At 31.6% G+C, this 24,433-nt stretch carries 24 protein-coding genes; 15 read left to right on the forward strand and 9 right to left on the reverse strand.

Features of this window, described 5'->3' with window-relative positions; genetic code table 11:
* The first annotated feature begins 25 nt into the window (after window positions 1-25).
* The 5 genes from frr (at window position 26) to ACOSP6_RS04495 (ending at window position 6,728) form a co-directional block, all read left to right on the forward strand.
* Window positions 26-580, forward strand: a complete 555-nt coding sequence (gene frr, locus ACOSP6_RS04475; RefSeq protein ID WP_422094145.1) for a ribosome recycling factor — start codon at window positions 26-28, stop codon at window positions 578-580.
* A 93-nt stretch (window positions 581-673) separates the two neighbouring features.
* The gene (locus tag ACOSP6_RS04480) at window positions 674-3,043 is read left to right on the forward strand and encodes an efflux RND transporter permease subunit (RefSeq protein ID WP_422094144.1); all 2,370 of its coding nucleotides are present in this window, start codon (window positions 674-676) and stop codon (window positions 3,041-3,043) included.
* Between the two features lie 94 nt (window positions 3,044-3,137).
* Complete coding sequence (asnS, locus tag ACOSP6_RS04485) at window positions 3,138-4,580, forward strand: asparagine--tRNA ligase (RefSeq protein ID WP_422094143.1); 1,443 nt, start codon at window positions 3,138-3,140, stop codon at window positions 4,578-4,580.
* An 84-nt stretch (window positions 4,581-4,664) separates the two neighbouring features.
* Entirely contained in the window at window positions 4,665-6,128 is a 1,464-nt protein-coding gene (rpoN, locus tag ACOSP6_RS04490) for an RNA polymerase factor sigma-54 (protein WP_422094142.1), read from the forward strand.
* Window positions 6,129-6,728, forward strand: coding sequence for a hypothetical protein (locus tag ACOSP6_RS04495; protein ID WP_422094141.1), 600 nt, complete (start codon window positions 6,129-6,131; stop codon window positions 6,726-6,728).
* Here ACOSP6_RS04495 and ACOSP6_RS04500 read toward each other — a convergent pair.
* The 6 genes from ACOSP6_RS04500 to ACOSP6_RS04525 form a co-directional block, all read right to left on the reverse strand.
* Window positions 6,723-7,388 (reverse strand): porin family protein, encoded by a 666-nt coding sequence (locus tag ACOSP6_RS04500; RefSeq protein ID WP_422094140.1) that lies wholly within the window; start codon window positions 7,386-7,388, stop codon window positions 6,723-6,725. The two genes, ACOSP6_RS04495 and ACOSP6_RS04500, sit on opposite strands and share 6 nt — an antisense overlap.
* Window positions 7,389-7,472: 84 nt before the next feature.
* Window positions 7,473-7,946: an ExbD/TolR family protein gene (locus ACOSP6_RS04505; RefSeq protein WP_422094139.1), complete on the reverse strand. Its 474-nt coding sequence runs from the start codon at window positions 7,944-7,946 to the stop codon at window positions 7,473-7,475.
* A gap of 23 nt (window positions 7,947-7,969) precedes the next feature.
* Window positions 7,970-8,602 carry an ExbD/TolR family protein gene (locus tag ACOSP6_RS04510; protein ID WP_422094138.1) on the reverse strand — a complete coding sequence of 211 codons (633 nt, stop codon included), beginning with the start codon at window positions 8,600-8,602 and terminating at the stop codon, window positions 7,970-7,972.
* A 6-nt stretch (window positions 8,603-8,608) separates the two neighbouring features.
* Window positions 8,609-9,046: a hypothetical protein gene (locus ACOSP6_RS04515; protein WP_422094137.1), complete on the reverse strand. Its 438-nt coding sequence runs from the start codon at window positions 9,044-9,046 to the stop codon at window positions 8,609-8,611.
* Between the two features lie 8 nt (window positions 9,047-9,054).
* A complete protein-coding gene (locus ACOSP6_RS04520; RefSeq protein ID WP_422094136.1) occupies window positions 9,055-9,768 on the reverse strand; it encodes a MotA/TolQ/ExbB proton channel family protein in 714 nt (237 codons plus the stop codon).
* 226 nt (window positions 9,769-9,994) lie between these two features.
* Window positions 9,995-11,035 carry an asparaginase gene (locus ACOSP6_RS04525; protein ID WP_422094135.1) on the reverse strand — a complete coding sequence of 347 codons (1,041 nt, stop codon included), beginning with the start codon at window positions 11,033-11,035 and terminating at the stop codon, window positions 9,995-9,997.
* Between the two features lie 93 nt (window positions 11,036-11,128).
* Between ACOSP6_RS04525 and ACOSP6_RS04530 the strand changes: the two genes are divergently transcribed.
* The 6 genes from ACOSP6_RS04530 to ACOSP6_RS04555 all read left to right on the forward strand — a co-directional run bounded on the left by ACOSP6_RS04530 (window position 11,129) and on the right by ACOSP6_RS04555 (window position 17,816).
* Window positions 11,129-11,827 carry a zinc metallopeptidase gene (locus ACOSP6_RS04530; RefSeq protein ID WP_422094134.1) on the forward strand — a complete coding sequence of 233 codons (699 nt, stop codon included), beginning with the start codon at window positions 11,129-11,131 and terminating at the stop codon, window positions 11,825-11,827.
* 96 nt (window positions 11,828-11,923) lie between these two features.
* Entirely contained in the window at window positions 11,924-12,433 is a 510-nt protein-coding gene (locus ACOSP6_RS04535; RefSeq protein ID WP_422094133.1) for a hypothetical protein, read from the forward strand.
* 108 nt (window positions 12,434-12,541) lie between these two features.
* Complete coding sequence (locus tag ACOSP6_RS04540) at window positions 12,542-14,911, forward strand: TonB-dependent receptor domain-containing protein (protein WP_422094132.1); 2,370 nt, start codon at window positions 12,542-12,544, stop codon at window positions 14,909-14,911.
* An 11-nt stretch (window positions 14,912-14,922) separates the two neighbouring features.
* Window positions 14,923-16,059 carry a hypothetical protein gene (locus tag ACOSP6_RS04545; RefSeq protein WP_422094131.1) on the forward strand — a complete coding sequence of 379 codons (1,137 nt, stop codon included), beginning with the start codon at window positions 14,923-14,925 and terminating at the stop codon, window positions 16,057-16,059.
* The gene (locus tag ACOSP6_RS04550; RefSeq protein WP_422094130.1) at window positions 16,040-17,098 is read left to right on the forward strand and encodes a sensor histidine kinase; all 1,059 of its coding nucleotides are present in this window, start codon (window positions 16,040-16,042) and stop codon (window positions 17,096-17,098) included. Before ACOSP6_RS04545 ends, ACOSP6_RS04550 begins: the two co-directional genes overlap by 20 nt.
* Complete coding sequence (locus ACOSP6_RS04555) at window positions 17,049-17,816, forward strand: LytR/AlgR family response regulator transcription factor (RefSeq protein ID WP_422094129.1); 768 nt, start codon at window positions 17,049-17,051, stop codon at window positions 17,814-17,816. The genes ACOSP6_RS04550 and ACOSP6_RS04555 overlap by 50 nt, the downstream gene beginning before the upstream one ends.
* A gap of 75 nt (window positions 17,817-17,891) precedes the next feature.
* On the opposite strand, the gene ACOSP6_RS04560 is transcribed toward ACOSP6_RS04555, so the two are convergent.
* The 3 genes from ACOSP6_RS04560 to lepA all read right to left on the reverse strand — a co-directional run bounded on the left by ACOSP6_RS04560 (window position 17,892) and on the right by lepA (window position 21,658).
* Entirely contained in the window at window positions 17,892-18,605 is a 714-nt protein-coding gene (locus tag ACOSP6_RS04560; RefSeq protein WP_422094128.1) for a Bax inhibitor-1/YccA family protein, read from the reverse strand.
* A 162-nt stretch (window positions 18,606-18,767) separates the two neighbouring features.
* Window positions 18,768-19,856 (reverse strand): NAD(P)/FAD-dependent oxidoreductase, encoded by a 1,089-nt coding sequence (locus ACOSP6_RS04565; RefSeq protein ID WP_422094127.1) that lies wholly within the window; start codon window positions 19,854-19,856, stop codon window positions 18,768-18,770.
* 5 nt (window positions 19,857-19,861) lie between these two features.
* The gene (gene lepA / locus ACOSP6_RS04570; RefSeq protein ID WP_422094126.1) at window positions 19,862-21,658 is read right to left on the reverse strand and encodes a translation elongation factor 4; all 1,797 of its coding nucleotides are present in this window, start codon (window positions 21,656-21,658) and stop codon (window positions 19,862-19,864) included.
* A gap of 573 nt (window positions 21,659-22,231) precedes the next feature.
* Here lepA and ACOSP6_RS04575 point away from each other — a divergent pair.
* The 4 genes from ACOSP6_RS04575 to ACOSP6_RS04590 are packed head-to-tail and all read left to right on the forward strand — an operon-like array spanning window position 22,232 to window position 24,402.
* The gene (locus ACOSP6_RS04575) at window positions 22,232-22,594 is read left to right on the forward strand and encodes a hypothetical protein (protein ID WP_422094125.1); all 363 of its coding nucleotides are present in this window, start codon (window positions 22,232-22,234) and stop codon (window positions 22,592-22,594) included.
* A gap of 29 nt (window positions 22,595-22,623) precedes the next feature.
* Complete coding sequence (locus tag ACOSP6_RS04580) at window positions 22,624-23,157, forward strand: YceI family protein (protein ID WP_422094124.1); 534 nt, start codon at window positions 22,624-22,626, stop codon at window positions 23,155-23,157.
* Entirely contained in the window at window positions 23,135-23,521 is a 387-nt protein-coding gene (locus ACOSP6_RS04585) for a hypothetical protein (protein WP_422094123.1), read from the forward strand. The genes ACOSP6_RS04580 and ACOSP6_RS04585 overlap by 23 nt, the downstream gene beginning before the upstream one ends.
* Window positions 23,503-24,402 carry a DUF5777 family beta-barrel protein gene (locus tag ACOSP6_RS04590; RefSeq protein ID WP_422094122.1) on the forward strand — a complete coding sequence of 300 codons (900 nt, stop codon included), beginning with the start codon at window positions 23,503-23,505 and terminating at the stop codon, window positions 24,400-24,402. The genes ACOSP6_RS04585 and ACOSP6_RS04590 overlap by 19 nt, the downstream gene beginning before the upstream one ends.
* Window positions 24,403-24,433: the final 31 nt, after the last annotated feature.

The raw sequence follows: 24,433 nt of genomic DNA on the forward strand, positions 1-24,433 counted from the left end.
ACCCGACTTACAAATTTTTCTAAAAATGACTGAAGAAATAGATTTTATATTAGACAGCACCAAAGAAGCAATGGATAGTGCAATTTCTCATTTAGAGAAAGAATTACGTAGTATTAGAGCTGGAAAAGCTTCGCCTGCAATGTTAGCAAATGTTCAAGTTGACTATTATGGATCTGCAACTCCTTTGAGTCAAGTTGCGAACGTAAATACACCTGATGCTAGAACAATTTCTATTCAACCTTGGGAAAAAAACATGCTGCAAGAAATTGAAAAAGCAATAATGGTTGCTAACTTAGGTTTTAACCCTATGAATAACGGAGAAAACATTATTATAAATGTACCACCGTTAACAGAAGAACGTCGTCGTGATTTAGCAAAACAAGCCAAAGCTGAAGCTGAAAATGCTAAAGTTGGTGTTAGGAATGCTAGAAAAGACGCAAACAACGAAATTAAAAAGTTGGATGTTTCGGATGATATGAAGAAAAATACTGAGGCAGATATCCAAAATTTAACTGATAATTACGTAAAACAGATTGACGAAAAGTATACTGTTAAAGAAAAAGAAATTATGACAGTATAATTCAATGAAATAATTTTCAAGAAGAGTGTTTACAACACTCTTTTTTTTGTTCTATTACCTCTTTTTAACCTACCTTTGCACAAATTTTTTTGAATGACTTTTTGGACTAAAATCGCAGGATTTATTTTACGAAATCGCTACCTAGTATTAGCTATAATTATTGGTATTACTGCATATTTAGTCTCCCAAACTCATAATATTCGATTTTCCTACTCAGAAGCAAACTTACTACCTGAGAATCACCCAGTGAATGTTGAGTATGACAAATTTCTTGAAATTTTTGGTGAAGAAGGTAATCTTATCATCTTAGGTATTAAGGACAGCACGGTTTTCAATGTAAAAAAGTTCAATGCTTGGAACGATCTTGCAAAAAAACTAGATAATAACCCGCAAGTTGAACTTACTGTATCTATAACAGATATCAAAAAACTCGAGGCTAACAGAAAAGAACGTAAATTTGAAGTTACCCCACTTCTTGACAAAAAACCAACAACTGAAGATGATATAGAAGAAATAAAGAGTGAACTTTTTGACAAATTACCTTTTTATAAAAACATTCTATATAATGATGAGGGCACGATTCAAACAGCCATTTATCTCAAAAAAGACATAGTTAATACTCCTGAAAGAGCCGATTTCATCAACAAATATCTTATTCCCGAGGTAGCACAATTTGAAAAAGACAATAAATTAGATGTACGTATTTCAGGTATGCCTTACATCAGAACATTGAACTCTCAAAATATTGCGGATGAAATGTTACTCTTCGTAGCAGGTGCATTACTCATCACAGCGATTATATTCTTTTTCTTTTTTAGATCTTTCAGAGCTACATTCATTACCCTACTAGTAGTAGGAATTGGTGTAACTTGGGCCTTTGGTTTTATCGGTTTGCTCGGTTATGAACTTACCGTTTTAACAGCCCTTATTCCTCCTTTAATTATTGTTATTGGTGTTCCAAATGCAGTATTCTTAATTAATAAATATCAGCAAGAAGTTAAAAAACATGGTAATCAAGCTAAGTCATTACAACGTGTGATTTCAAAAATTGGAAACGCAACGTTAATGACCAATATTACCACAGCTTCAGGATTTGCAACGTTCGTTTTCGTAAAAAGTCAACTATTACGAGAGTTTGGAATTTTAGCATCAATTAATATCATTAGTATTTTCATATTAGCATTATTGATTATACCTATTTTATATAGTTTCATGCCTCTTCCACAAAAGAAACATCTGAACCATCTTGAGAAAAAATGGATGGAAAATGTAGTAAATTGGATGGAGCGCACCGTAAGACACCAACGAATTTCAATTTATATTACAACCGTAGTTATCATTATATTAAGCATGGTTGGTCTTTATATGATAAGAGTTTCAGGAAGCTTAATTGAAGACATGCCTAAAGGAAAACAGTTCTATAAAGACATTAAGTTTTTCGAGAAGGAGTTTGGAGGGATTATGCCGTTAGAAATTTTGGTAGACACAAAAAGAGATAAAGGTGTTATGAAGCTCTCTACTCTGAAAAAAATGGAAAAGCTAAACGAAACAATTGAAACTTTTCCTGAATTATCAAAACCAATTTCCGTAAACAATTTAGTTAAATACTCGAAACAAGCTTTTTATAAAGGAAATCCAAAGTATTACCAACTTCCTACTGGACAAGAACAAAGTTCTATATTCGCTTTTACTAAAAATTCGAAAGGGAATTCAGGAATGCTAAAGAATTTTGTTGATAGTACCGGACGTTACGCTCGTATAACCACTTTTATGAAGGATGTAGGAACGGATAAAATGGACATTATACAAGAGCGCCTAAATGCTGTTATTCAGAAACAATTTCCTGATAAAAAGTTTGAAGTATCCATGACTGGAAAAGCTTTAGTTTTCTTAAAAGGAACAAATTATTTAATCAATAATTTAGTAATATCATTGTCATTGGCCATTTTATTAATTTCGATTTTTATGGCTTGGATGTTTAGGTCTTTAGAAATGATTTTAATCTCGTTAATTCCAAATATGCTTCCTTTGTTAATGACAGCAGGGTTAATGGGGTTCTTTGATATTCCAATTAAACCATCGACAATCTTAGTTTTTAGTATTGCTTTTGGAATTTCCGTGGACGACACCATTCACTTTTTGGCAAAATACCGACAAGAATTACTAGCAAATAATTGGAGAATAAAACCAGCAGTATATTCAGCACTTAAAGAAACTGGAGTAAGTATGTTTTACACTTCAATAGTTCTTTTCTTTGGTTTTTTAGTGTTTACAGTTTCGAGCTTTGGTGGAACAATTGCCTTAGGAGGTTTGGTTTCAGTAACTCTTTTATTAGCTATGGTTTCAAATTTATTATTACTTCCATCACTTTTATTATCTTTTGAAAAGAAAATCGCCAATAAAAAAGTGTTAAAGGAAACTAATTTCAAGATTTTACCTCCAAAAGAAAAATCTGACAGCTAAAACCGTCTTTATTTAAAAAGCCCCATTCATCGGATAAATCCGTTGTTAATTTCTCTTTAAAAAATTATCTTTGTCGCTCAATTTTTTAAAGAATATGAAAACAAGTAGCGTAAAAGAATTATTAGCTTCAGAAAAACTTCTACAAGAAGTAAATGTTAAAGGTTGGGTAAGAGCGTTTAGAAGTAATCGTTTTATCCAGTTAAATGATGGTTCTACTATTAATAATATTCAGTGTGTTGTTGATTTCGAGAATACGGATGAAGCTTTATTAAAAAGAATTACTACCGGCGCTGCTATTTCAGTTAACGGAACTTTAATTGAAAGTCAAGGAAAAGGACAATCAGTGGAGATTCAGGTAACGAATGTTGAAATTTTAGGAGATGCAGATCCAGAAGAAGTTTCAAAAACAATTTTACAACCTAGAAAACATTCATTAGAGTTCTTAAGACAACAAGCTCACTTACGTGTGAGAACAAATACTTTTAGTGCAGTTATGAGAGTGCGTTCAACATTATCTTTTGCTGTTCATCAGTATTTTCAGCAAAACGGATTTTACTATGTAAATACTCCAATTATTACTGGATCAGATGCTGAAGGAGCTGGAGAAATGTTTAGAGTTACAAACTTTGAAGCGAACAAAGCTCCATTAAATGACGATGGTGAAGTGGATTACACTCAAGACTTCTTTGGAAAGCAAACGAATTTAACAGTATCTGGACAACTAGAAGCTGAAACGTATGCAATGGGACTAGGAAAAGTATATACATTCGGACCGACATTTAGAGCTGAAAACTCGAATACTAGACGTCACTTAGCAGAATTCTGGATGATTGAACCTGAGGTTGCATTTAACGATTTGGATGCAAACATGGATTTATCTGAAGACTTCATAAAATACGTTTTACAATATGTTTTAGATAACTGTAAAGATGATTTAGCTTTCTTAGAAAACAGATTACTTCAAGAAGAAAAATCGAAGCCACAAGCTGAAAGAAGTGAAATGTCTTTAATTGAAAAAATCAAATTTGTCGTTGACAACAATTTCAAAAGAGTTTCTTACACAGAAGCAATTGATATTTTGCGAAACTGTAAACCGAATAAGAAGAAGAAATTCCAATATTTAATTGATGAGTGGGGAGCAGATTTACAATCTGAACACGAGCGTTATTTAGTTGAAAAACACTTTAAATGTCCAGTTATTTTATTCGATTATCCAGCTAACATTAAAGCTTTCTACATGCGCTTAAATGAAGATGGAAAAACTGTAAGAGCAATGGACGTGTTATTCCCAGGAATTGGAGAAATGGTTGGTGGTTCTCAAAGAGAAGAGCGTTTAGATGTTCTTAAAGAAAAAATGGCTGCTTTAGATATTGAAGAGGAAGAATTATGGTGGTATTTAGATACTCGTAAATTCGGAACTGCAGTTCACTCTGGATTTGGATTAGGTTTTGAGCGTTTAGTATTATTTACTACAGGAATGAGTAATATTAGAGATGTGATTCCTTTCCCAAGGACACCTCAAAATGCAGAATTCTAAAAAGAATTATAAAATACATATACGAATCGCCATTCCTAACAAGAATGGCGATTTTATTTTTACCGAATTCATATATTTGTATTTATGCTAAAACAAAGTTTACATCAGAAATTACTTCAAAAACTGTCGCCTCAACAAATTCAGTTGATGAAACTAATTCAACTGCCTACTCAGGCCTTTGAAGAACGTTTAAAACAGGAAATTGAAGAAAATCCGGCTTTGGATACAGGAAAAGAAGAAAGTGATAATTTTGAAGATGATTTTTCAAACGATGTTGATTATGACGATTCTGGAAACGAAAAAATTGACGCAGAAGATATCAACATTGATGAATATTTAAGTGATGATGAATATCCAAGCTATAAGACTCAGACAAATAATTACTCTTCGGACGATGAAGAGAAACATGTTCCTTATGCGGCAGGGACTACATTTCATCAATCTTTAAAAAATCAATTAAATACATTCAGAATAGATGAAGAAGAAAAAGCCATTGCTGAATTTTTAGTTGGCAGTATTGACGAAAGTGGCTACATAAGAAGAGAATTAATCGATTTAATTGATGATTTAGCTTTTACTCAAAATGTATTTACTACAGAAGAAAAAGTAGCTCACGTACTAAAAAACGTAGTCCAAAGATTAGATCCAATTGGTGTTGGTGCAAGAGATTTAAAGGAATGCCTAATTATTCAGTTAAAATCTAAATCTGAGACTAAAATACGTGCATTAGCTATACAAATTTTAGAAAGTGCTTTTGATCATTTTGTAAAAAAACACTATAAGAAGTTACTAGACAAGTTTGATATCTCTGAGGAAGAACTTAAAGAAGTGAATTCTGAAATATCTAAACTCAACCCGAAACCGGGAAGTTCTTACGCTGGAAATAATAAAATTGCAGAACAAATTGTTCCAGATTTTACCATCAGAATTATTGAAGGTAAATTAGAATTAACACTAAATTCAAGAAATGCTCCAGAGTTACATGTTTCTAAGGAATACAACAACATGTTAAAAGGATATCAGGACTCTAAGGATAAAACTAAATCTCAGAAGGATGCTGTTATGTTCATTAAACAAAAATTGGATGCTGCAAAATGGTTTATTGATGCTATTAAACAACGTCAACAGACGTTATTAGTAACAATGAACGCAATTATGCATTATCAATATGATTATTTCTTAACGGGTGATGAGCGTAAACTAAAACCAATGATTTTGAAAGATATTGCAGACACTATCAACATGGATGTTTCTACGGTATCACGTGTTGCAAATAGTAAATATGTTTCTACACCTTATGGAACTAAATTGATAAAAGAATTCTTTTCAGAATCAATGAAAAATGATCAAGGTGAAGATGTTTCTACGAGAGAAATCAAAAAGATTTTAGAAAATGTAATCGCTGAAGAAAATAAAAAGAAACCTTTAACGGATGAGAAATTATCTGGTATTTTAAAAGAAAAAGGTTATCCAATTGCACGACGAACTGTTGCAAAATATAGAGAGCAACTAGATATTCCTGTAGCTCGTTTAAGAAAAGAAATATAAATGCGCTGGCACAAATTCTTATCAACTATTTTACATCCCATAGTAATGCCTACAATTGGTTTATTACTATACTTCTATTTATATCCTTACCAAGTTGATATTAGAGAACAATTATACTTTTTAAGTATTGTTTTCTTAGGAACGTATATATTGCCAATATTTATATTGATTTTTCTAAAACTGACTAGGAGAATCAACTCTGTTAATCTTCCTTCAATTAGAGAACGAAAAATGCCATTATTAATAATGATGTGCGTATTCTTAGTTTTAGCCAGATATTTCAGCTATTTCAGAAACTCTCAAGACCTAGCTTATTTATTCTATGGCACGCTCTTAGGGTTAATTTGTATCTACCTGATTTTTTTTACAGGTGTGAAAACAAGCATCCATTTACTCTCTATAGGAAGTGCTGTTGGATACTTTATTGTGTTCCAACTTTTATATGACACATCTGTTTTACCTCTTATAATCATTTTAATACTTCTTTCTGGGCTTTTAGCATCGTCGAGGTTATATTTGAAAGCGCACACACCAAAAGAGGTTTATTTAGGGTTTATTTTAGGAATAGGATGTCAACTTATTACATATCTTATTTTATAGTAAATAAAATATTAGTCCGAACTTGGTTATTTTAGAAGTGACTTCATCTCCATTAATCTCCACATTTTGATATACTGGACTCAAGCCATAGTAAAAATAAAAATTGAAAGCACCATATCCGGCAGACAGTTCTAAACCACTTTGAAACTTATTGTAAATAGGAATATTTGAAAACTCCACAGCTTGGGTATTCAATTCATAGGAGAATGAATTATTTAAATTATAACTTAAATTTAAGCCTGCATAAACTCGCCAAAAAGAATAGGTAACAGCATCAGATGTTCTCCACCTAAACTGAATAGGGAACTCTAAATTATGCGTTTTAAGTTTATTAGCAACAATACCGTCAGCTATTTGTAGCGTATTGTCATCAACCACTTGTAAATCATGATTAAAGGAACTGTAACTATAACCAACACCTAATCCTGCAGAAAAATTCCCTTTTTTCGTAAACGGAACGTCTTTTATATAACCGAAAGACAAACTATATGAAAAACCAGTTGTTTCAGCCGATTCAGGCTGATTTCTCATAACATTATATGAAATTGCCATATACAATTGATCTTCCCAGTATTTTTGTCCTAATCTTAAAGAATCTCTCTGAGCCACAGAATAAGAACAAAACATAATAGATAATACAATAAAGAATCTCAATCTCATATTATAAATATATAACGCACTTTTAAAATAAAAAAGAGCAATTAAAAAATTGCTCTTTTTTTATATAATAAATCAAAATGAAATTTATTCACTAATAGTACTTCCCTTGTGAGTTGACAAACTTAATTTAAGAGCGTTAACATCTCTCAATCTTTGTCTAATATCTGTTAAAGTACCCACACTCATTTGCTTATCTGCCTTAATAGAAGTTGTCATTCTTGGATGATTCTCTTCTGGAACTTTAGTTCTAGCATCAAAAATAAACGCTGGAATATCGTCAGCAGTTGCAATCTTATCGTTTAACTGTATACTGTTATACTTTTTACCATACTTATCCGATTCTTTAGCCTGACCAACATAGATTGTAGTAACTAAGCTTTTTTGTTCAAGCTTCTTTACTTCTGTTGCACTAGGTAACTTAGGGCTATTAATCTGTAAGTCTGTCTCTCTCATTACGGTAGTTACCATAAAGAAGAAAAGTAACATAAAAACAATATCAGGTAAAGAGGCAGTCGAAATAGCCGGTGTCCCTTTTTTCTTTTTTCCAAATTTTGCCATATCTAATTGTTTTTATAATTAAATTATTCAGTACCTGTCGGTTCTAAGTCAGTAATAATTTGTGGATAAGCATTTTTGATCATTTTAACTTGAGCTTCTAAATTCTCATCCTTATTACCACTTTTCTTATAAGCCTCCTCTATCTCGTCAAAAGTTCTTTTAAACTTTTTTAGAGCCAATTTATTCCTTAACTCTGTGTAAGCTCTTCTCAATTCGTTTTGAATACTTACGTATACCTCGTAATCTGAAGCTCTATCACTTTCGATTGAAATAATTGCCTTATTAGGGTGATCAGATGACTCAGGGTTTCTATCTCCAGTACAGTAATCACATTCTTTACCCTTCTCTTCTCCTGGCATTGGGTTACCAATACCTCCACCGTTATCAATAAATTTCTTAGCAGCTTCCTTAAGATCTTTTAACACCATAACATCTCCGTCTACAAACAAATCGTTATTTCTGTTAATACTAATCTCAAAGATATTCTTCTCTTTAATTTTTGGTGGATCGTAATTTGCTGGTGGTTTTTCTGGTAATTTCATTGAAATACCTGAATCCACATCCATTGTTGTTGTTACAAGGAAAAAGATAAGTAGCAAGAAGGCGATATCTGCCATCGAACCTGCATTAATTTCTGGGTTTTCTCTTCTTGCCATGATAAATTATTTAATTAATCCTTTTAATAAATCAAATACAAAGAAAGCTCCTGCTATTACAAGCAAGAATAAACTTCCCCAAATTCCTGTACTAGTTAACTTAGAAACAGAACTATCTGCTGCTGCAATTACTTCATTGTTTGCATTAATTACTTGATTAGCATCAGCAATCAAATAAGAAACAAGAATTACAACTCCCAAACTAACTATACCCAAAATTGCTCTTTTAAGCGCTGCTGGGTTTTTAAAGAATCCTAATAAAGATGCTACAACAGCTACAACCACTGCCGCAATTAAAAGAAAAATCGCGAACGACACCATTGGTGAAGATGCACCGTCAATAGCCGCAACATCGTCTTTATCTACCATCATAATGTTGGCATAAAAACCTATACCTACAACACCAATAATGGCAATTAATATTGTTAAAATTTTATTATTCATGCTAGATATTATTTTTTATACTTAGCTAATAAATCGATTAAAGAAATAGAAGCATCTTCCATATTGTTTACGATACTATCTACTTTTGATACGATATAGTTATAGAAAATCTGTAAGATAATTGCTACAACTAAACCAAATACTGTTGTTAAAAGTGCAATCTTAATACCTCCTGCTACTACTGCTGGCGAGATATCGTTTTGAACCTGAATTTTATCGAAGGCCTCGATCATACCAATTACAGTACCCATGAATCCTAACATTGGTGCAAGTGCGATAAATAAAGATAACCAAGAAATGTTCTTCTCTAATAATCCCATTTGAACTCCTCCGTATCCAACTACTGCTTTTTCAGCTGCATCTAATCCTTCATCAGCTCTCTCTAATCCTTGGAAGAAAATAGAAGCAACTGGTCCTTTAGTATTTCTACAAACTTCTTTTGCTGCCTCAACACCACCAGAACTTAAAGCGTCATCTACACTAGCAATTAATTTTTTAGTGTTAGTAGTCGCCATGTTTAAGTAAATAATTCTTTCGATTGCAATAGCTAAACCTAAAATTAAGGCAACTAATACAATACCCATAAACGTTGGATCTCCTTCAATAAAACGTTGCTTTAACTCTTGGTGAAAAGTTTTTTCCGCGTCTTGTGCAAAAGTTGATTGAATAGCCCCAAAGAACATAAATCCTGTAAGAGTTAGGACATTTACTGCTTTTTTCATTTTGTTATAATTAATTTAAAAATAGTTAACGTGTTAAAAATACAAATTTTTATATAGCTAACCAGCCTGATTACGAGCAGCCTATTTAAAATAATAAGCTTACATCGACCAACCCTGCCAGTTTTCAGAGAGCCAAGTAACAAAAAAATGTTGGTACATTAAAAAAAATTAACGCTAATTGTTAAAAAACTTTTTCTTTTTGATACATAAATTTATAAAATATGTATTAAGTCTGCAAACTCATCTCTCCTCTTAATGGTTTCTCAAAGTAAAACTTAAATTCTTCTTGAGATAAATTCTCTCCTAAAAGATACATCATTTTCGCTACAGCAGTTTCAGAAGTAATATCTTTTCCATCAATAATACCGATTCTTTTTAAATCTGTACTCGTTTCGTATAATCCTAAAATAACACTTCCGCCTGCGCACTGTGTCACATTGACTACTTTCACACCTTTTTGTATTACATCTGCTATCATATTTACAAACCAATCTTCAGTTGGTGCATTTCCAGAACCATAGGTTTCCAAAATAACACCTTTGAGATTTTCGATGTTTAAAATTGTTGAGATCACCTTTGGCGTAATCCCTGGAAATAGCTTTAAAATAACAATATCATCAATTAAGTTCTTCCTATATATCAACTGACTTTCTTCATTCTCATTTCTATATAATAAATGATGATTAAAATGCAAATGCACTCCACTTTCTGCCAACGGTGGATAATTCATAGAAGCAAAAGCTTCAAATTGTTCAGCATTAATCTTTGTGGTTCGGTTTGCTCTATACAATTTGTACTCAAAATACAATCCAACCTCTCTAACTATTGGCAGATCATTCTCTGTTGCACAAGCAATCTCAATAGATGTAATTAAATTTTCTTTAGCATCTGTTCTCAAGTCACCAATAGGCAACTGAGAACCAGTAAAAATAACTGGCTTTTGAAGATTTTCAAACATAAAACTTATAGCAGAAGATGTATAAGACATCGTATCAGAACCTGTTAACACCACAAAACCATCATAGTTACTATAATTTGTTTTAATTATTTCAGCAATTTGCACATAATAACTTGTATTCATATTTGAAGAATCAATAGGTTCCTCAAATGAAATAGTTGAAATATCACAGTTTAAATGTTGTAATTCTGGAATTTTTTCTTGGATTTGATTAAAATCAAAAGCTCTTAGTGCACCTGTTTTATAATCTTTTATCATACCGATAGTACCGCCAGTATACACTAGTAAAATCTTTGGTTTGTTTGCCATTTTGTCAACTTTAACCCCTATTTTATAAAATGGAATAATTTATGTTGTAAATTTATCAAACAAAACAATATTTGAAAATTAATTAGAACGATTATGATAGGTTTTTATATTCTTATAGGTATTATAAGTCTATTCAGTTGGATAGTAAGTAGTACTTTAAAAACAAAATTCAAAAAATACTCTAGAGTTCATTTAAGAAATGGAATGAGTGGGGCTGAAATCGCCGAAAAAATGCTGGCTGATCATGGGATTTATGACGTAAAGGTAATTTCTACACCCGGAATGCTAACAGATCACTATAATCCGCAAAATAAAACAGTAAATTTAAGTGAAGGTGTTTACAACCAGCGAAACGCAGCAGCAGCAGCTGTAGCAACCCATGAAGTTGGACATGCAGTTCAACATGCACAAGCGTATGAATGGTTACAAATGCGATCTAAATTAGTGCCGATGGTTAGTATTACCTCACGATTTTCGCAATGGATGATTATTGGTGGTATTGCATTCGGTGCAGCATCTGGAAATGCTGGTATTGGATTTTATGTTGCCATTGCTGGTTTAATTTTTATGGCAATGGGTACATTATTTAGCTTTATCACATTGCCTGTTGAATATGATGCTAGTAACCGAGCTTTGGCTTGGCTTGAAAACAAAAATATAGTGAGTCGTGAAGAATTGGCAGGATCAAAAGATGCTCTTAAATGGGCTGCAAGAACTTATTTAGTTGCTGCTTTGGGCTCATTAGCAATGCTGGCATACTGGGCTCTTCAAGTTTTAGGTAGTAGAGACTAGTATTTCTCGTTTTAAAAATAAAATAACAAAGGCTTCCAATTTGGAAGCCTTTGTTATTTTTTATATCTGCTTTCGTCTAACTAAAAAATCAACATCATGAAAAAAAGCATATTCGTTCTTCTCTTAACCACTTTTACATTTTGGAATAACTACAGCCAAAAAATGACACCAAATAAACTTGGCAATATACTGGAGATAATAAGTGACAGTATCGTAAGTAACAAATCGCAATGGAGATTTATCATTAGAAATACTGCTTTTATAACTATTGCGGACTCTACCCATAATAGAATGCGTATTATGTCTCCCATAATAGAAAGCGAAAAACTTTCTGAAGGATTAAAAACTGCTTCATTGATGGCAAATTTCCATACAGCATTAGACGTTAAATACGCAATTTCTGACAATGTGCTTTGGTCAGTTTTTATTCACCCTTTAAAAGAATTAACTGAGGAACAAGTTCTTGATGCTGTAAGCCAAGTATATTATGCAAAAGTTAACTTTGGAACTACTTTCTCAAGTACTTCTTTAGTATTTCCAGGGAAAAAACCTAATAGAAAAGAGAAGACTACTCCAAAATCAAAAGAGTTTATTGACAAAATGTAATCTATAAACCTAATTCAACCGAAATTTATCCCATTCCATCGGTTTTCAATTTTCAATGAGTTGTAACAAGTCTAATTTTGACTTGTCATTAGAAAAATGAAAATCACAATGAAAACGTACATTAGAAAGTCTTTTATAACATTTATTACCCTTTACTCTTTTCAAATTCTTGCCCAACATACAATAACAGGAAAAGTAACAGACAAAAAAAATCAACCTCTTCCTTTTGCTAACATTATTTTGTTTAGTGAAAACAAAAGTTCAAACCCTAAAGGAGCCGTTTCAGACGACGAAGGATATTACCGTTTTGAAAACATCTCTGAAGGAAGCTATTTTATTGAAATCTCGATGCTTGGGTTTCAAACAAAAACTACAGAAAAATTCGACTTAAGCGACAGTAAGTCATTTGATTTTATTCTAAAAGAGGAAAATCAATCATTAAACGAAGTTGTTATCCAAAGTAAAAGACCTGTTATCAAGCAAACAGCAGAAAAACTAGTAGTTGATCTTCAAAATTCAGAAATGTTAAACAACAGTTTAGAAGATGTTGTAAAGCGTGTTCCTGGAGTTATTGTAACGAATAACGGAATAAGCTTTGCTGGAAGATCTGATGTTCGCATTTTAATCAATGGTAAAACCACAGATTATATGGACATGGATACTCTTTTGCAAGATTTACCGGCGGATAATATTGCCAAAGTTGAATTAATCGAACAGCCGGGAGCAGAATTTGATGCAGAAGGATCAGGACCGATTATTAATATTATTCTAAAAAAGAACGTCCGATTAGGGACTCATGGAAGTGTTGGTTTATGGGTTGGTGAAGATGAAGGTTTTGAATACGGAACCAATGCATCGATTGCCAGTTATAAAAACAAACTGAACTGGCAATTAAACACAGGTTATTCTGCTCCTACTTGGAGAGACGACTTATTTATTCAAAGAACAGTTGACGACACAACATACGACCAAGCAACGATTGAACCTTTTGACCCTAAAAGAATTTGGGTAGGCGGAAGTATTGACTACTATATAAATGAAAAAAACTCAATTGGAATAGGTTCTAGATTTAACAACTCTACTTCGGATAGAATTTCTAAAAGCAATACTGATATAACTTCTAATTCTTCATTTGAGCGTTTTGTAACTGAAAATACTTTTGATAGAGACAGAAATACGTTTAGTATTAATCCGTATTACGAATTCAAGACAGAGACAGACAAGTTATTAGTTGATTTCAACTATATCAACTTCAATAACGACAACACCAATGATATTTATGCTGTAATAGGAAACACGGTTCCTTTTACGAATCAACGTTATCTTCAAAATAGCAAATACACAATTAATACCTATAAAATTGATTATGTAAAAACGTTTTCAGAAAACTTAAAATTAAGTACAGGATCAAAATACTCTCAAGTAGGTACTGATAGCGATTTAAAATTATTTACCGAAAACACGAATGGAGACTTTGATTTTCAACCAGATAATAGTAATCGTTTTTTAATAGATGAAAACATCTTTGCACTATATTCAAAAGTAAATGCTTCTTTTGGCGATTGGTCTTTATCAGGTGGTTTACGATATGAAAACAGTAACACAAAAGGTACCTCAATAAGTACCAATGAAACTCGAACAAGAGTCATTTCTCAACTATTTCCTAGTGCATCTGTTAGCAGAAAACTTACAGAACAACTTGGCGTAAATGTTGCTTATAGTTATAGAATTAGAAGACCAAATTACAACAGTTTAAACTCATTTGTAACGGTTTATGATCCGTTAACATCGGAAGTAGGAAACCCAAATCTAAAACCTGCTTTTACTAATAATTATCAGTTTAACCTGACATTTGATAGTCAACCGTTTTTTACCGTTGCCTACAGTGTGACAAAAGACAATTTATTTTTATTCATTTCTCAAGACGATGCTACCGCTCAAATCTCTAGAACAACCATCAATCTTAAAGATAGAAAAAACTGGAATTTTAGATTATTCGGACCTTTAGACTTTATAAAAGGATTAGAAGGTTTCACAGGCTTCATTGTTGATTATAATAAATTTGCATCTGATGAATTAAATCCAAACTTATTGCTGACCAAATGGAATTACGGATGGTATACGCAAGCTAGTTATAAACTACCTTGGGCTGTAAATGCCGAAATGTCGAGTTATTTTGGATCAGGAGCATTAGAAGGTCAAATCGATGTAGGTTGGATCGGTAATTTGAGCTTCTCATTTGGTAAGAAGTTCTTAGAAGATAGATTAAAAGTAAACTTAGGAATTAATAAAGTATTGGATAGAGGTTTTGTTGGACGAGTTAACTACGACAATATTAATGCGAACATTGAGAGTAATGGATCTAGACAAAATGTTCAATTAAGACTTACCTATAATTTTGGTTCTAAATTTGGTAAAAAGAAATCTAAAAGTAACTCTTCAAAAGATGAAGAAAATAGAATAGATAGCAACGATTAAACGAACAGATAATGAAAAAAAACAAACTAGTTAACGCATCGTTCATTTTAGGTTTCACTTTATTAATCTTAGCTCAAATATCTTTTTCTCTAACGGACATTATTGAGCTTTTAAGACCGGTTGATTTTATTCATTGGACTTTGTTATTAGGCTGCGTATTTGTTATACCTGGAGCATTATCACTGAATAAAGGAATATTTTCTAAAATTGGATTACCTCTTACTTTAATTGGAATTATTACCAGTATTGGTATGTGTGTTATTGATTTTGTTCTATGGAGTTATAATGGTAATCAAGACGCGAGAAATGATATGTACTTCCATTTAGTAAACCAACCTGCTATTTGGCCAGTTTTTATATCTGTAGGACCAACATTCTTTTTTACTGGGTTTACCATTCAATCTTATGATTATACAAAAACAAACTTAAAAGAAGTTTTATCCGTAAATATCGGAGCAATATTAGTGGCATTAGGAGGTTTAATTTTACCTAGAGATTATCACTACATTATGGTAATTGGTTATGCTATTTTTGCTATTGGAAATATATTGTTGGTTTTAAAACAGTCGAATGTAAACTTAAAATACAACCACTTATACCCTAAACTCTTTGTAGCCGGATTACTTTTTGAGGCTCTCGGTCAATTATTACTATCTCGAGGAATAGAATTTGTGTATGCCTTAAGACCTATCGACTTTGCTCATTGGTCATTATTCATAGGAGTTTCTTTAATGATTCCTCAGCTGATACAATTTCCAAAAAGTATATTTACTTACATAGGCATACCAGTAATAATGATTGGAATAGTGTCAATACTTGGAATGTGTGTTTTAGACTTTATATGGTGGAGTCAACCAACACAGGATATCAGAAATCAGTTGGGAAGTCACTTATATAAGTTTCCCTCTATATGGAAACCGTTCATTTCAACAGGTCCGAATTTCATAAATGTTGGTTTATTCATACTAGCCTTAAATTATTTTAAAGCAAATAAGATTGGAGTAACATTAGTAATTTTAGCAACGTTAACTGTTTTTTTTGGTAGATTTATTCCTTCAAGATTGATTTATGTGTACACGATTACTGCAATTGGTTATGGATTAATCTTTTTCAATTCAAAAATCAAAAATGAACACCAAACTCAATAAAACTGACTATTTAATATTAGGAATTTACTTTTTTGTAGATTTTATCATGCAATTTGATGATTACTACACAAGAGGAGCCTATGTTCGAGAGTATGTATTTGATTTTCCCGCTGAACTTATTGCCACTTGCACAACTATATATGTGCTTACTTTTTGGATAACACCTAAGTTTGTAATCGGAAAGAAATATGTTCTCTACACTCTTATTGCACTAACGGTAATGATCGTTACGACTGGTATCGAATATACTATTGGTTATTGGTCAGGTAAAAATGATTGGAGTCAATTCCCGAAAGGAATGGACTTTATTTTTAAAATGATTAGCAGAAGCGTTAAAGATGTTTCTTTTCCTTTTGCATTATTACTAACTAAAAAATTCTATGAAGGTCAGGCTCAAATTTTCGAAATAAAAGAGCAGCAAAAAGAAAATGAATTGAAGTTATTACGCTCACAAATTGATCCTCATTTTTTATTTAACAACCTAAATACATTAGACAGTTTAATAGACTCTAATACTGAAAAAGCAAAAGAGTATATTAATCGACTTTCATTAATTTACAGATATCTAATTAAAACAAAAGATTCGGAAGTAATGGAGCTTTCCGAAGAAATTCAATTAGCTGAAAACTACATTTTTCTCATTCAAACAAGATTTGACAAAGATTATGATTTCGACATACAAAATAAGGCTGCTATTTTTGATAAATATACTCCAACAGGAGCAATTCAAACACTTTTAGAAAACGTTGTTAAACATAACAAACCAGACACCTTTCCTATAAAGGTTTCTATAATCATTGAAGAAGATAGGTTATCTGTTATTAACACTAAATCCTCAGTAATAAGTAATAAAGAATCCTTCGGAACAGGACTGCAGAACTTAAAAACTAGATATCAGTTGTTATCAGACCAAGAGATTACTGTGATTAATACTGAAGATGAATTTAAGGTTACTATTCCCATTATTAAGTTAATTGAATATCAATACTATGAAAATATTAATTCTAGAAGACGAAATCCCTGCTTATCAAAAACTTAACACCTATTTAAATGAATACTTCAATATTGAAGAAGTAGATTTCGATTGGGCAAGAAGCATTAAAAATGGAAAAGTACTTTTAGAAAGTAATGTTTATGATGTTATTTTATCTGATATTCAATTATTAGATGGTATTTCTTTCGATCTATTTGATGATGTTTCTATAACCACTCCTATTATATTTTGCTCTGCTCATGATGAATATTTATTTAAAGCTTTTAACTCTAATGGAATTGCATACATTTTAAAACCTTATACCAAAAAGGAATTTAATAGTGCTGTAGAAAAATACCAATCACTTTTCAAAAAAGGTGTTTATGGAAATTTGAACACAGAGGTAATTAATGAACTGAAATCGACATTAAAAGAAGAAAACACAACTTTTAAAAAACGTTTCGTTATTAAAAAAAGTAAAGGAATACAATTGCTAAACGTTGTTGATATTTCCTTAATTGAAGCTTCAGGAGATTTTTGTATTGCAACTGATTACAATGGAAAAAGACATACCATATCGCAATCGTTAGGAAGTATATCTAAACAATTAAATCCAAGTAAATTTTTCAAGATTAACAGAAGTGAAGTTATCAATATAGAATTTATAGAAAATATTGAGAGTCACTTTAAAAATAGATTATTACTGACAATTTCAGGGTGTAAAGAAAAGCCAATGACAAGTACTTCGACAACAGCGGAGTTTAGAAAATGGTTGGAACAATAGAAAATGAAAATTACTAAAATCAAAAAGGCTCGAATATTCGAGCCTTTTTTTATATATAAACGATTGTAATTAAAATTAATCTCTACTTAAGAAGATTTGTAATACATACCAAAATAACAACATTAAAGATGCAAATAATCCTAATGCCGCTGGAATGTAATCTTCTGTAGTAAATTTGTTTACTAAGTTTGATGTTTGGTATAAAATAGAGCCTCCTGCTAAAACACACATTCCTACAGAGAACCAAAGTCCTAAATTGAAACCGAATAAAGTTCCAGCTAATATTAATCCAATAGCAATAAAGAAACCTATCGTTAAAGCAGATCTCAGAAAAGAAAAATCTTTTTTAGTCATTATTACAACTGCAGACAATCCTGCAAATAATGTCAAGGTAACAATTCCTGCTTGTTGTAACACTTCAAAACTTTCAGTATAAGCAACCGCAATGTAAATCAGAGGAATAAAAATAAAAGCTTGTGCAAAAATATATCCAGCATAAGCCATATACTGTAAATTTTTATCTGTTGTGCGCAAAGCTGTACTTTCTGCGTAGTTTGTAATCAACATAAAACCTCCAAGCATTAATAACCATTTATATCCTTGAGTCATTGATAATGTAAATTCAACTATTGCGTTACTTTGTAACAATAAATATTCAAAAATGATGAATAATAAAACTCCACCTGCAACATGCGCATAGGTTTTTTTGTAGAACTCTACTCTTTCTACTTCAGTTGATTGAGCAATTAGCACTCTATCATTGTCAAATGAGTTAAATGAATTTTCCATAGTTTTTTTTGTAGTTTAATTAGATTGTAAAAATATAATTTATTTTTAAACGAAACTTAAAGGCTGTCTTAATTAACAAAATATTACATCGACCTGCATTATTTTGGTACATTTTAAGAGTTGTGAAATATCTGTAATCTAGTTAGAGATTCTATTATAATTCTAATAATATTCTCCTGATAAGGTTTTTAAGTTTTTAGAATCACTTCTCATTTTTAGGAGTAAAACTCCCAAATCCACTAACACGTCACTTTTAGAAAAACCTTGAATTCTTTCTTGCGCAACTTTTGAACGTTTATAGTTGGATAAAAAACGACTTTTCCACTTTTCCTCGTAAGTTCCTAATAGGGATAAATTATTATTTTCTAGAGCATTTTTGATAGCCTCACTAGCCAAAAGTGCAGACTCAAAAACAAACTTATATCCTTCTCCAGCGATTGGATTCACCTGAGAAACACTATCTCCAACACATACCAAATTATTCAATACAAACTTTTCAATTACTGGTGTAATAGGAATGCTTCCGCCTTCAACTTTACTCCTATCTAACGTAACGATTTTTTTGATTTCAGGTAATTCAATAATCTCTTGCAATCTTTTTTTAAGTTCCTTCTTAATTGAGTTATCAACTGTACCAAACCCAATAATTCCTCGATTGTCTTTTAGAGGGAATATCCAGCCATAACCTCCTTTATATTGTTTTCCTAGTAATAGATATATTTTATTAACGTCTCCTGAATATCTTACGTTGTACTCAACACCAGTGGCTAACCCAAAATCATCACTTTGAATACCAACTTTTTTACTTAGAACACCGGCTGTTCCTGTGCAATCAACAAATATTTTACCTGTATATTCGTTACCTTTATCATCCACAATAGATGTAAAAGCATTATCTTTTCTATGGATATCTACAACCTTAGTATTCTTCAGTATATCTACATTATCAACATCTAGAGAGGCTAATAATTCTTCGTGAATCAACTTTTTATCTAAAGTATATAAATCGCCATTTATAGTTTCTGAAAACCTACTTGATTTAACACAAATTTTATTGATTTTTTGACATATTACATTTTCAGTAAAGCCAAAACTTTTCACACCCATGAAGCTTGCTAAAGTATAGAACGTAAAATCTAGTAAATCTTTATTCTTGTCCAGTATAAGAATTGAATACTTCTGCTTTGATAATTCTCTTGCTAGCATTAAACCGGCTCCACCGCCGCCTACAATAACAACATCATATACCATAGTGCCTAATCGTTCAATTTCAATACTGCCATAAATGCCTGTTGTGGAATTTCTACGTTTCCAACCTGACGCATTCTCTTCTTTCCTTTCTTCTGTTTTTCTAAAAGTTTACGCTTACGAGAAATATCTCCTCCGTAACATTTTGCCGTTACATCTTTACGTAAAGCTTTTACCGTTTCACGAGCAATAATCTTTGCTCCAATTGCAGCTTGAATTGGAATATCGAATTGCTGACGAGGAATTAATTCTTTTAATTTTTCACAAATTCTTTTACCAATAGAATATGCATTACTATCGTGTAATAATGATGAAAGTGCATCAACTGATTGACCGTTTAATAACATATCTACACGAACAAGTTTTGACTTCTTCATTCCGATTGGATGATAATCAAACGACGCATATCCTTTAGAAACTGTTTTTAATCTATCATAGAAATCAAATACAATTTCAGCTAATGGCATTTCAAAAATTAGCTCAACTCTTTCAGGAGTTAAATATGTTTGGTTAATAATTTGTCCACGCTTTTCAATACACAGACTCATCACTTGTCCAACGAAATCTGATTTTGTAATAATAGAAGCTTTAATAAACGGCTCCTCTACTCTATCTAATTTTGACGGATCAGGTAAATCTGATGGATTATTTACAATGATAATTTCGTCCGGTTCTTTTTTAGTATATGCATGGTAAGATACGTTAGGAACCGTAGTAATAACTGTCATGTTAAACTCACGTTCTAAACGCTCCTGAATAATTTCCATGTGTAACATCCCTAGGAATCCACAACGAAAACCAAAACCTAAAGCAGCAGAACTTTCTGGTTGAAATACTAGAGAAGCATCATTCAATTGTAACTTCTCCATAGAAGCTCTTAACTCTTCATAATCTTCTGTGTCAACAGGATAAATTCCTGCGAATACCATTGGTTTTACATCTTCAAAACCTTCAATATGATCGGTAGTTGGATTTTCAAAATCAGTAATAGTATCACCTACTTTTACTTCTTTAGCGGTTTTAATACCAGTAATTAAATACCCAACATCACCAGTTTTAATTTCTTTCTTTGGCTCTTGTTTTAATTTTAAAGTTCCAACCTCATCAGCAAAATAATCATTCCCGGTTGCCATGAACTTAATCTTCTGATTCTTTTTAATAGAACCATCTATAATTCTAAAGTAAGTTTCAATTCCTCTGTATGAATTATAAACACTATCAAAAATTAATGCTTTTAAAGGAGCGTCTGGATTTCCTTTTGGAGCAGGAATTCTATCAATAATAGCTTCCAGAATATTATCAACTCCAAAACCAGTTTTTCCACTGGCAGGAATTACATCTTCAGGATCACATCCTAATAAATCTACAATATCATCGGTAACTTCCTCTGGATTTGCAGAAGGCAAGTCAACCTTATTTAATACAGGAATAATTTCCAAATCGTTTTCTAAAGCTAGATATAAATTAGAAATTGTTTGTGCTTGAATACTTTGAGCAGCATCTACAATTAAAAGAGCTCCTTCACAAGCAGCAATCGAACGAGAAACTTCATAAGAAAAATCAACGTGACCTGGAGTATCAATTAAATTCAAGATATATGGTTCACCATTATGAACATATTCCATTTGAATTGCGTGTGATTTAATGGTAATTCCGCGCTCACGCTCCAAATCCATATTATCCAATAATTGATCTTGTTTTTCACGCTCTGTCACTGTTTGCGTAAAATCTAATAATCTATCAGCAAGCGTACTCTTTCCATGATCAATATGGGCGATAATACAAAAATTTCTAATGTTCTTCATTCGTTCTTTATTCCTTCTTAATGACTTGCAAAGATACGCTAATTGCATCTTCTCTAGCAAATAAAAGTTTTACTCCTAGTTTAACTTAAAATCAATTTGAATACGTTATTTCTTTTTTTATTGAAATCTTTAAAAACGGCTAATTATTCAACCTGTTTTTTTCCTTTTCAACCTAAAAAAGTTCCCTTTAACCCTATTTTATAATGCTAAAACTCCAACGCTCTAATACATTTGTCACTGTATTCAATTACAAATTGATGTTTTACAAAAAATTAGATAACATACATTATAAAAATATTTAAGATCATCATTCCAGAGTGTCACATATATTTAAAGTTGACCTCTAAGACTCAGCATATCTGTTTTGTTTTTTGGATTGAAAACACAGTTTAAGGGGGACGTTAATTTTAATTTATTGTTCAAATTCATTTAAACTAAAGCAACATATGCTGGGCTCTTAAAAAGATGATATTTCTAAAAACCTGTTTTGTTTTTTAAGAATAAAAACGTTTTTAATCAACATTTGGAATAAATCTTTTGATTTAACCGTTAATAACCTATAAAAATTAAACCATGAAAACACGTAATCTAACAACTCTTGTACTTGCTAGTATTTTAGCAGTAAGCTGTTCTTCATCTGAAGTTTCAAATGATGATCCTGTAGTTATTGATCCTACACAAAAAATTACATACGAAAAAGATGTAAAAAACATCATAAATAATAGCTGTGCTGTTAGTGGATGCCATACTGGTTCGAATCCTCCTGCTGGGGTTTTATTAAACACCTATAATCAAGTAAGAAGTCAGGCTGAAAATGGAAATTTAATTGGACGAATTAATAGCTCATCAAACCCAATGCCTCCTTCAGGACAATTACCTAGTTCAACAAGAAGCATTATTGATCAGTGGAAAGCAGATGGTTTTCTTGAAAACTAATGCTAAACTATAAAAAAAGAAACTTTACTATGAGACTACTTGTTATTTTACTCTTTATATCGCAATCAATTTTTGCTCAAAAATACTTTACAAGAACGGGGTCTACTGAATTCAAGGCTTCAGTGAAAGCTTTTGAACCAGTTCAAGCAACAAATAATAGCACTAGTGCGATAATCACAAATGATGGAAAGATAGCTGCACAATTATTCATTAGTGCGTTTAAATTTCGTCTAGCTTTAATGCAAGAACACTTCAATGAAAATTTTATGGATTCTGCTGAATTTCCAAAAGCTACATTTAGAGGAAATATTGAAAATATAACCGTTAGTGATTTAGAAAACTCGAAAGAAGTAGTCATTAAAGGCACTTTAAACATAAGAGGAATTGATAAAGAAATTGTAACGAAAGGAACTATTTCAAAAGAGGGTGATAAAGTCAGTTTAACGTCAACTTTAGTTGTTCTTCCGAGTGATTTTAACATTGAAATTCCTAGTTTAATACGACGCAAGATTGCACGTGAAGTAACTATCAATCTAAATTATGAATTCACTGAAAAAAAATAAGAAACTAATAATCTTCTCTTTACTTCTGGTGATTGGAATTCTTGGTTATAATCAAATTTTTAAAGAAGCTAAAACTACGGAAGAAATAAACACTGCGTTTGAGGGTTCATCCGGAGAATTACTAACACTGTTATCAGCAGAAGATTCACAATTAAATAATAAAGCTGTTCAAATCACAGGCGTTATTACTTCAATTAACAGTGAAGGAATTATAATTGACAAAGCTATTTTCTGTCAGTTTGCAAAACCAGAAACAAGACAACAATTAAAAGAACAACAGAAAGTTAAAATCAAAGGAATTATTGTTGGCTATGATGACTTATTAAACGAACTAAAACTAAACCAATGTATTATAAGAAACTAACCCTAGTATTTTATTTTGTTTTTTCACTGTCTTATCATTTTGTAAATGGACAAGAAGATTTATTAAATGAGCTTGATGATTATGTTAAAACAGATAAAGACTCTGCTAAAAATAACAATAACGGTGCGTCTAATTTTGAACTGCCGGCATTTAAAACACTTAAAATCGGTAATTTACAATCAACAAAAGTTGCCGATAAAGGGGATTTATTCTTAATTGTTTCGCATAGATTTGGGCCTTTAAAAGATGGATTAGATACTTTTTTAGGCCTTGATCTAGCAAACACAAAAATTGAGCTATTATATTCCTTTTTTGATGGATTACAATTTAGTGTTAGTCGTGAATCTTTTGAGAAAACAGTTGCTTTCTCGAGCAAACTACGACTAGAAAGACAATCAAATTCGTTTCCATTGAATTTAACTGCCTATGGTACTATAAATATTAATACAGAATTAAATAATAGTCGCTTTTCTAATTATCGCTTAAAAGATGAAGATCGCTTCAGCTATGCTTTACAATTATTAGCATCGCGACGTTTTTCAAAAAACTTCTCATTAGAAATTGCCCCAACATATGTTAGAGAAAATCTACAAATTTTAGAGGAAACTTTTGAATCAAATCATAATCAGTTTGCGATGGGAATTGGAGGACGTTTTAAACTAAGTAAAAGAGTTAGTTTTAATGCAGAATATGTACATAATTTTAATAGACATGAAAACTCAATATATTATAATCCGTACACCTTTGGAGTTGATATAGAAACTGGAGGTCATGTGTTTCAATTATTATTCACCAATGCTCAATCTACTAATGAGCCAGGTTACATTAGCAATGCTGTTGGAGACATCGCCTTTGGGTTTAATATTGTAAGAGTATTTTAATCAGTAATCCCTGATTTAAAAGTGTAGTTTA

This window comes from Tenacibaculum sp. MEBiC06402 (assembly GCF_049239625.1).
In the GTDB taxonomy this organism is placed as follows: Bacteria; Bacteroidota; Bacteroidia; order Flavobacteriales; family Flavobacteriaceae; genus Polaribacter.

Excerpts from the sequence above, each read along its gene's own strand:
- ACOSP6_RS04520 (WP_422094136.1), bottom strand. The coding sequence starts at position 9,768 with ATGAAAAAAGCAGTAAATGTCCTAACTCTTACAGGATTTATGTTCTTT.
- ACOSP6_RS04540 (WP_422094132.1), top strand. The coding sequence starts at position 12,542 with ATGAAAACGTACATTAGAAAGTCTTTTATAACATTTATTACCCTTTAC.
- ACOSP6_RS04525 (WP_422094135.1), bottom strand. The coding sequence starts at position 11,035 with ATGGCAAACAAACCAAAGATTTTACTAGTGTATACTGGCGGTACTATC.
- ACOSP6_RS04585 (WP_422094123.1), top strand. The coding sequence starts at position 23,135 with ATGAATTCACTGAAAAAAAATAAGAAACTAATAATCTTCTCTTTACTT.
- asnS (WP_422094143.1), top strand. The coding sequence starts at position 3,138 with ATGAAAACAAGTAGCGTAAAAGAATTATTAGCTTCAGAAAAACTTCTA.
- ACOSP6_RS04500 (WP_422094140.1), bottom strand. The coding sequence starts at position 7,388 with ATGAGATTGAGATTCTTTATTGTATTATCTATTATGTTTTGTTCTTAT.
- ACOSP6_RS04495 (WP_422094141.1), top strand. The coding sequence starts at position 6,129 with ATGCGCTGGCACAAATTCTTATCAACTATTTTACATCCCATAGTAATG.
- ACOSP6_RS04555 (WP_422094129.1), top strand. The coding sequence starts at position 17,049 with ATGAAAATATTAATTCTAGAAGACGAAATCCCTGCTTATCAAAAACTT.
- ACOSP6_RS04530 (WP_422094134.1), top strand. The coding sequence starts at position 11,129 with ATGATAGGTTTTTATATTCTTATAGGTATTATAAGTCTATTCAGTTGG.
- frr (WP_422094145.1), top strand. The coding sequence starts at position 26 with ATGACTGAAGAAATAGATTTTATATTAGACAGCACCAAAGAAGCAATG.
- ACOSP6_RS04580 (WP_422094124.1), top strand. The coding sequence starts at position 22,624 with ATGAGACTACTTGTTATTTTACTCTTTATATCGCAATCAATTTTTGCT.
- ACOSP6_RS04590 (WP_422094122.1), top strand. The coding sequence starts at position 23,503 with ATGTATTATAAGAAACTAACCCTAGTATTTTATTTTGTTTTTTCACTG.
- ACOSP6_RS04565 (WP_422094127.1), bottom strand. The coding sequence starts at position 19,856 with ATGGTATATGATGTTGTTATTGTAGGCGGCGGTGGAGCCGGTTTAATG.
- rpoN (WP_422094142.1), top strand. The coding sequence starts at position 4,665 with ATGCTAAAACAAAGTTTACATCAGAAATTACTTCAAAAACTGTCGCCT.
- ACOSP6_RS04560 (WP_422094128.1), bottom strand. The coding sequence starts at position 18,605 with ATGGAAAATTCATTTAACTCATTTGACAATGATAGAGTGCTAATTGCT.
- ACOSP6_RS04575 (WP_422094125.1), top strand. The coding sequence starts at position 22,232 with ATGAAAACACGTAATCTAACAACTCTTGTACTTGCTAGTATTTTAGCA.
- ACOSP6_RS04550 (WP_422094130.1), top strand. The coding sequence starts at position 16,040 with ATGAACACCAAACTCAATAAAACTGACTATTTAATATTAGGAATTTAC.
- ACOSP6_RS04515 (WP_422094137.1), bottom strand. The coding sequence starts at position 9,046 with ATGAATAATAAAATTTTAACAATATTAATTGCCATTATTGGTGTTGTA.
- lepA (WP_422094126.1), bottom strand. The coding sequence starts at position 21,658 with ATGAAGAACATTAGAAATTTTTGTATTATCGCCCATATTGATCATGGA.
- ACOSP6_RS04535 (WP_422094133.1), top strand. The coding sequence starts at position 11,924 with ATGAAAAAAAGCATATTCGTTCTTCTCTTAACCACTTTTACATTTTGG.
- ACOSP6_RS04480 (WP_422094144.1), top strand. The coding sequence starts at position 674 with ATGACTTTTTGGACTAAAATCGCAGGATTTATTTTACGAAATCGCTAC.
- ACOSP6_RS04510 (WP_422094138.1), bottom strand. The coding sequence starts at position 8,602 with ATGGCAAGAAGAGAAAACCCAGAAATTAATGCAGGTTCGATGGCAGAT.
- ACOSP6_RS04505 (WP_422094139.1), bottom strand. The coding sequence starts at position 7,946 with ATGGCAAAATTTGGAAAAAAGAAAAAAGGGACACCGGCTATTTCGACT.
- ACOSP6_RS04545 (WP_422094131.1), top strand. The coding sequence starts at position 14,923 with ATGAAAAAAAACAAACTAGTTAACGCATCGTTCATTTTAGGTTTCACT.